We start from the raw sequence: 6,795 nt of genomic DNA, 5'->3' as shown, positions 1-6,795 counted from the left end.
CCGCCCGTCCCGGTCGGGCCCTTGGCGGGGCCCGACCGGGACGGGCGGTGTCACGGTCTCCGTGTGACGCCGGGTGTCGTGGTGCGGGCGCGGCGGCGGTTGGCGCGGGCGGCGAGGAAGCGCACGCCGACGGCGAGCGGCGCGAGCGCGTACTTCGCGGCGCGGGCGGACCGCGGATCGACCGTGCCGATGTCCTGGACGGGGATCACCGGCATGGTCGGCCTCAGCGCCCGGCGGACCGACTCGGCGGCGGCCCGGCCGGAACGGACCGCGCCCTCCATGCCGGCGATGCCCGGCGGCGCGGCGCAGAAGTCCCCGGCGAGATGCAGGTTCGGCAGCGAGGTGGAGTTCTCGGGCCGGTGCCGGTCGGAGCCGGGGGCGGGGGCGTAGAAAGGGGTGTCGAAGTGCGGCTGGTAGCAGACGTGCTCGATGTCGTCCAAGCTCAGCGCGGGTATGTAGGTCATCAGCTCGGCGACGATGACTTTGACCGCCTCGTCGTCCGACAGGTCGGCGAGGCGGGCTGTGCGGCCGACGACGCAGTTGAGCACGGTGGTGGTGTGCCCCTCCCAGACCTGGCCGACGTCCAGGAGTGTGATGGCGTGCGGGGAGCCGACCAGCCGTACGTGCTCGTCCGGCATGCCGGGCAGCCGCCGCCGCAGATGGAGGTGGAGGGCGCCGAGCGGCCGCGAACGCAGCTCCTCCGCGCCGTACTTGGGGCGCAGCGCGCTGGTCACGTCCGGGCCGAGACCGGTCAGTACGCCGTGCGGGACGGCGAGCACGACGTGGCCGGTGACCTCCTCGGTCACGGTCCGCTCGCCGTCGGGCAGCGCGGCGTCGCGGAGGGTGAGGGTGGCGAGCCGGCCGTCGGCGACGGTCGCGCCGACGAGTTCCACGCCGGTGCGGACCTCCACGCCGTCGGCCTCGAGCCGGCGGCGGAAGGGGCCGATCAGCGTCTGTTCGAGGTCGGCCCTGGGCATCAGCACTCGGCCGGGGTCGCTGGAGAACCCGGCGATGCTGCCGCGGAAGCTGGCCGCGGACGCGACGTCGGGTTCGGCCGCGCTGGAGGCGACGAAGAGGTGCTCGATGTCGTCGATCGCCGGCCGGGTGAGGTACCAGCGGGAGCGCAGGAACTCCCGGAGGGACTGGTCCCGCCGGTCGTAGCGCTGGGAGAGCAGGTCGATCAGCCCGTAGTAGAAGAGCAGCCGGTCGGCGGGCGGGGTGACGCCGGAGCGGATGTCCTTGACGAAGTCGGCGAAGCTGAACAGGGCGCCGTAGGAGCGGAAGTGCGGGAACTCGCCGGGCAGCAGCTGGTAGAAGTTGTCGGTCTCGGCGAGCCGGTCGCCGATGCCGAGTTCGTCGACGAGTTCGAGGGTGCTGCGGTACCAGGCGGGGATGATGTGGACGCCGTGGTCCTCGGTCCGGCCGTTGATCGTCCGCGCGGTGGCCTGGCCGCCCAGCTCGGCACCGGCCTCCAACAGGCGGACGGGTAGGCCGAGTTGGCGGATGGTGAGGGCGGCCGTCATACCGGCGAGACCGCCGCCGACCACCGTGACGGGCACCTTGGCGGTCGTGGCGCGGCCGCTCGTGCCGCCGCCGCTCGCCCCGCCGCCGCTCGTCGTGATGCCGCTCATCGGGCCTCCCCGGTGGCGTCGGTGGTGCCGGAGGCCGCCGCGTGGTCGCGGTAGGCGGCCATGGCCATGATCGGGTAGATCAGCCGCAGCATGCTGTCCCGCCAGTACAGCCCGTCGTGGTGGACGACCCAGGTGTGCCAGGGCTCCGGCCAGTCGCCGTCCGCCTCCTGGGTGCGGATCAGGTGGTCGAGGCCGGCGCGGACGGCGTCGCTGTCGGCGCGGCCGGCGGCGATGAGCGCGATGAGCGCCCACCCGGTCTGGGAGGGCGTGCTCTCGCCCTTGCCGATCCACGCGGGGTCGCGCAGGGCGCGGATGTCCTCGCCCCAGCCGCCGTCGGCCTGCTGGTGCGCCTCGATCCAGTCGCAGGCGCGGGCGACGACCGGGTCGGTGCCGGGGACGCCGCAGGCGGTGAGGCCGGTGACGGCGGCGCTGGTGCCGTGCAGGTGGTAGCAGGCCCACCAGCCGGGCCAGGAGCCGTCCTCGTGCTGGTTCCGGCGCAGCCATTCGACGCCGCGGCGGGCTGCCTCGCCCCCGCCCTGCCCGTCGGCGCCCAGCGCCTCCAGGACGTGTCCGGTGATGTCGGCGGAGGGGGCCTCCAGGAAGCCGATCTTCGCCAGGTGGTCGCGGCCGGGGAGGCGCCAGCGCAGCGGTTCGAAGGCCGCCCAGCCGCCGTCGTCGCATTGTTGGGAGAGCATCCAGCGGCAGGCGCGGTCGACGGCGTCGTCGACGGTGGCGTCGGTGCCGCGCGGGTGGAGGCGGCGGAGGGCGACGACGGCGAAGGACGTGTCGTCGGCGTCCGGGTTGGTCCGGTTGACGAACTCGTACGGCCAGCCGCCGGCCACCGGGTCCTTGGTGAGGACGGCCCAGTCGCCCAGCTCGGTGACCTGGGTGTCGAGCAGCCAGCGGGCGGCGTTGTCGGCGGACTCCCTGGCCTTCGGGTCGCCGCTCATCGCGGCGGCGGAGACGCCGAGCGCGGTGTCCATGACGACGGAGGTCCACATCTCGATGCGGCGTTGCCCGTTCTTGTGGACGACGTAGCCGTCGAGCGCGGCCATGGCCTTCCGGATCACCGGGTGGTCCTGGCGGTAGCCGACGGTGTCCAGGCCCATGACGACGTTGGCGGTCTGCGGCCAGTTGCCTCCCCAGCTGCCGTCGGTCTCCTGGGTGCGGACGAGCCAGTCGGCGGCCTTGCGCACGGCCCGGCGGCGGAGGAAGCCGATCGGGTTGCGGTTGTACCAGTGGCTGAGGCGGGTGGCGATCCGCAGGGCGCGGGGCCTGGGCAGTCGGCGGAAGCCCCGGTCGGGGCGCTTGAAGAGTTCGGTGATGTGGAAGCCGGCCGGGGTGACGGGGCGTTCGGCCATGAAGAGGCTGTTGGCGACGACGATGCCGCGGGCGGCGGCGCCCACCTGGTAGATGTTCCCGGGGAACCAGCTGGGCAGCAGGATCACCTCCGGCGGGATGATCGGGATGTCGTACCACGGCCAGACGCCGATGACGGACAGCCAGGCCAGCATCGTCGGGTTGTCGACCGCCTCGATGCCCCCGGCCTCCCGGATCGACGCGGCGGCGGCGCGCATCGCGGGCTCGTCGGCCTCGTGCCCGGCCAGCCGCAGCGCCACGTAGCAGAAGACGGAGAGCAGGAGTTCGTCCGGCCCCTTGTGGTAGGAGGCCCAGCCGCCGGTGGCGGACTGCTCGGCGAGGATGGTCTTCGCGGCCTCCGCGGTGACCTCGTCGCGCGGCAGGCCGAGGAAGTGGCGCAGGATGACCTCGCCGGACTCGCCGATCAGGCTGGACTCGAAGTCGCCCTTCCAGTAGCCGGTGGGGTCCTGCCCTCTGCGGAGCGCGCCGACCGCCAGGTCCAGAGCGCGCTCGACGCTCGCGGCGGGGCTGGTGGCGTCGGTGGTCATTCGCTGCTTACCTCTCGTTGTACGCGGGTGGCCTTCGGTTGCGGGCGTGTCAGTCCACGGACACCCGCCTCGGCGTGTCCTCGTCCGTGCTCGGCGGTGCCGTCCCCGCCCGCTCCGGGTCCTGCCCGGTCTGCTCCCGCTCGGCGGCGATCCGCAGCTGGCGGACGTACATGAACAGCGGGAAGCTCACGGCGAGAGCCAGTGCCGGGGCGCCGACGATGTACGCCCACACGTGGCGGATGCGGTACCGCCGGCCCTCGACGATCATGAAGACGCCCAGCGCCGCCCAGATCAGCACGAGGTCCCCGTAGACGAACCGGGCGGCCAGGTTCGTCAGCGCGTCCCTCAGGAAGTTGACGACCACGCCGAGCGGGCCGTCGTCGATGTTCTGGATCACGAAGGTGACGGCCATGGCCCCCATCGCGAGGGCGCTGCCGATGGCGAACAGCGCGTAGAACAGGCACAGCGCGCGGTCCGTCCCGCGCACGTCAGCGAATCGCACTCGGCCCTCCCGGGCGGTTGTTCTCCAGCCGGTGGACCAGCGGTCGCTGGGCCGGCGTCCTTGAGTAGCGGTAGTCGTCGAGGTCGAAGCGGCGGGCGCGCCAGGCCGCTTCGTACGTGGTGGCGGGGCGGACGGCGGGGGCGTCGCCGCGGGCGTCGAAGTAGTAGCTGTTGGTTCCCAGGCAGCTGGCGTCGGAGAACACGGTGTTGCGCTGGCGGCGTAGAGTCTTCCGGAACGACTCGTCGTGCTTCTCGGGGCGTACGACGGCCTCGGTCGCGCGGCGCCGCCGGGCCTCGCCGATCACCCGCAGCGCGTGCGTGACCTGGTAGTCGATGCAGCCGAACCAGGAGCCGCCGGTGAAGGAGTACGGCCCGACGATGAACCACAGGTTCGGGAAGCCCTTGACGGAGCTGCCCTCGTAGGCCTGGAAGCGCTCGGTGCGCCAGAACTCCTTGAGTTCCCGGCCGCCGAGCCCGTGGGTGGGGAAGGGCGGCAGGTTCTCCAGCACGTGGAAGCCGGTGGCGAGGATCAGGACGTCCAGGTCCTGTTCGCGGCCGTCGGTGGTGCGGATGCCGGTCTTGGTGATCCGCTCGATGGGTTCGGTGACCAGCTCGACGTTGGGCCGGGTGAACGTGCGCCAGTAGCCCTTGGCGAACGACGGCCGTTTGCAGCCCAGCCGGTAGCGCGGGGTGAGCTTCGCCATCAGTTCGCGGTCGCCGCCGACCTGCCGGCGCAGGTAGAGCCGGGATATCAGCTCGCCGCTCCGCACCAGGAACGGGAAGCGGCGGTACTGGACCATCGCGATGACAAAGCTGACCTCGGTCACCGTGTCGGTGAGCAGCCGCACCGAGCGCTGCGTCCACGGCGCGCGGCGGAACGTCCGCTGCACGGCCCGCGGCACCTCGAAGTCCGGCTTGGGGAACAGCCAGATGGGGGTGCGCTGGTACACGTGCAGCCGCTCCGCCTCGGGGGCGATCTCCGGCACGACCTGCACGGACGAGGCGCCGGTGCCGATCACGCCGATCCGGCGGCCGGCGAGTTCCAGCTCGGGGTCCCAGCGCGCGGTGTGCACGATGTCGCCGGCGAACTCCTCGATTCCCTCGATCCGCGGCGGCCGCGGCTTGGTGAGCCAGCCGGTGGCGCAGATGACAAAGCGCGCGGTGAGTGACACGCCGTCGGCGAGGTCGAGCCGCCACATGTGCGCCGACTCGTCGTAGACGGCCCGCACCACCCGCGAGTTCAGCCGCAGGTGCGGGCGGACGCCGTACTTGTCGACGCAGTGGTCGGCGTACGCCTTCAGCTCCGCGCCGGGCGGGAAGGCCCGGGACCAGGACGGCGAGGGCTCGAAGTCGTAGGAGTAGGAGAAGGCGCTGATGTCCACGGCGATGCCGGGGTAGCGGTTGGCGTGCCAGGTGCCGCCGGCGTCGTCCTGCTCGTCGAGCACGACGAAGTCGGTGATGCCGGCGCGGCGCAGCCCGATTGCCGTGCCGATGCCGGAGAACCCGGCGCCTATCACCGCCACCTCGTGGTCGGGCTCCACGGGTGAACCGGGTGAACCGGGCGCGCCCGAGGTGTCGGGTTCGGGGCTTCGCGGGCCCGGGAGGGGCGCGTTCGCGGTCACAGTGCGAGTCCGATCGCCAGCAGCGTGCCGTGCGCGAGCAGCAGCAGGCAGGTGTGCTCCAGGGCGGCCACCAGATCGGCGCCGCGGGCCCCGCTCATCACCCGGCGGATCGGGAAGACCGCGACCGGCAGCGCGGCCAGTACCAGCAGCACGCCCGGCCGGGAGAACGCCAGTGCGAGGGCGGTGAGGAACGCGCCGCCGACACAGAGCAGGTAGAAGATCCGGGTGCGTCGCTCGCCGAGCCGCACGGCCACGGTGATCTTGCCGGCGGCCCGGTCGGTCGGGATGTCCCGGAGGTTGTTGGTCACCAGCAGGGCGCAGACGAGGATGCCGACGGGTACGGAGGCGGCCAGCGCCAGCGCCGGCACCCGCTCGAGCTGGATGAAGACGGTGGCGCCCACGGCGATCGGCCCGTGGTAGAGGAACAGGCTGATCTCGCCGAACGACCGGTAGCCGTACGGGCGGGAGCCGCCGGTGTAGAACCAGCCGCCCAGCGCGCAGGCGACCGCGAGGACCAGCAGCCACCAGGACACCGTCACCGTCAGCACGATTCCGGCCAGCAGCCCGAGGGCGTAGAGCACCAGGCCGTCGCGCAGCACCTGGCGCGGGCTGGCCTGTCCGGAGCCGACGAGCCGGACGGGCCCCACCCGGTGGTCGTCGGTTCCCCGGATGCCGTCGCTGTAGTCGTTGAGGAAGTTGGTGCCCAGGACGAAGCCCAGGGCGAAGACGAGGGTCCACAGCGTGCGCCACCAGTCGACGCCGCCCAGGGAGTGGGCGACGGCGGTGCCCACCGCGATGGGGGCCAGGGTGGCCGGCAGTGTCTTGAGCCGGGCGCCTACGACCCAGTTGCGCACGGCGGTCAGCGGCGAAGTCGGCTGGGAGGACGGCTGGGAGGACGGCTGGGCGGTGGTCACGACGCGCTCGCCTTCTTCCCCACGCCCAGGTAGAGGACGGCGGTGGACCTGATGGGGATCATGCGTACCTCCTCGCGTTTGTCGGCCAGGTAGCGCACGCCGTCGCCGAAGTGCGGGCGCAGCCCGACCAGTCGGAGTTCGACGCCGTGCGCGCGGGCAGTGCTCAGCAGCCGCTCCCGGTTGACGAAGAGGCGGTGGTCGTGGGTGCCGGGGGTGGGGC

Annotated in this window: 5 protein-coding genes and 1 pseudogene; all 6 read right to left on the bottom strand. The window is 72.6% G+C overall.

What is annotated here, in order from left to right; translation table 11 throughout:
- Positions 1-50 precede the first annotated feature (50 nt).
- Complete coding sequence (locus tag FNX44_RS21975) at positions 51-1,631, bottom strand: hydroxysqualene dehydroxylase (protein ID WP_143650482.1); 1,581 nt, start codon at positions 1,629-1,631, stop codon at positions 51-53.
- Positions 1,628-3,538: a squalene--hopene cyclase gene (gene shc / locus FNX44_RS21970; protein WP_143650480.1), complete on the bottom strand. Its 1,911-nt coding sequence runs from the start codon at positions 3,536-3,538 to the stop codon at positions 1,628-1,630. The genes FNX44_RS21975 and shc overlap by 4 nt, the downstream gene beginning before the upstream one ends.
- Positions 3,539-3,587: 49 nt before the next feature.
- Positions 3,588-4,040, bottom strand: a complete 453-nt coding sequence (locus tag FNX44_RS21965; RefSeq protein ID WP_323369577.1) for a DUF2834 domain-containing protein — start codon at positions 4,038-4,040, stop codon at positions 3,588-3,590.
- Positions 4,027-5,580, bottom strand: coding sequence for a flavin-containing monooxygenase (locus FNX44_RS21960; protein ID WP_143650478.1), 1,554 nt, complete (start codon positions 5,578-5,580; stop codon positions 4,027-4,029). The genes FNX44_RS21965 and FNX44_RS21960 overlap by 14 nt, the downstream gene beginning before the upstream one ends.
- 77 nt (positions 5,581-5,657) lie before the next feature.
- Positions 5,658-6,575, bottom strand: a complete 918-nt coding sequence (locus tag FNX44_RS21955; protein WP_323369576.1) for a 1,4-dihydroxy-2-naphthoate polyprenyltransferase — start codon at positions 6,573-6,575, stop codon at positions 5,658-5,660.
- Positions 6,572-6,795, bottom strand: a pseudogene (locus tag FNX44_RS28195) (2-polyprenyl-3-methyl-5-hydroxy-6-metoxy-1,4-benzoquinol methylase); the annotation flags it as partial. The gene FNX44_RS21955 and the pseudogene FNX44_RS28195, both read right to left, overlap by 4 nt.

Source organism: Streptomyces alkaliterrae, assembly GCF_007097205.2.
GTDB classification, from domain to species: Bacteria; Actinomycetota; Actinomycetes; order Streptomycetales; family Streptomycetaceae; genus Streptomyces; species Streptomyces alkaliterrae.
This window is presented reverse-complemented; position numbering and strand designations above follow the sequence as displayed.

Excerpts from the sequence above, each read along its gene's own strand:
- FNX44_RS21975 (WP_143650482.1), bottom strand. The coding sequence starts at position 1,631 with ATGAGCGGCATCACGACGAGCGGCGGCGGGGCGAGCGGCGGCGGCACG.
- shc (WP_143650480.1), bottom strand. The coding sequence starts at position 3,538 with ATGACCACCGACGCCACCAGCCCCGCCGCGAGCGTCGAGCGCGCTCTG.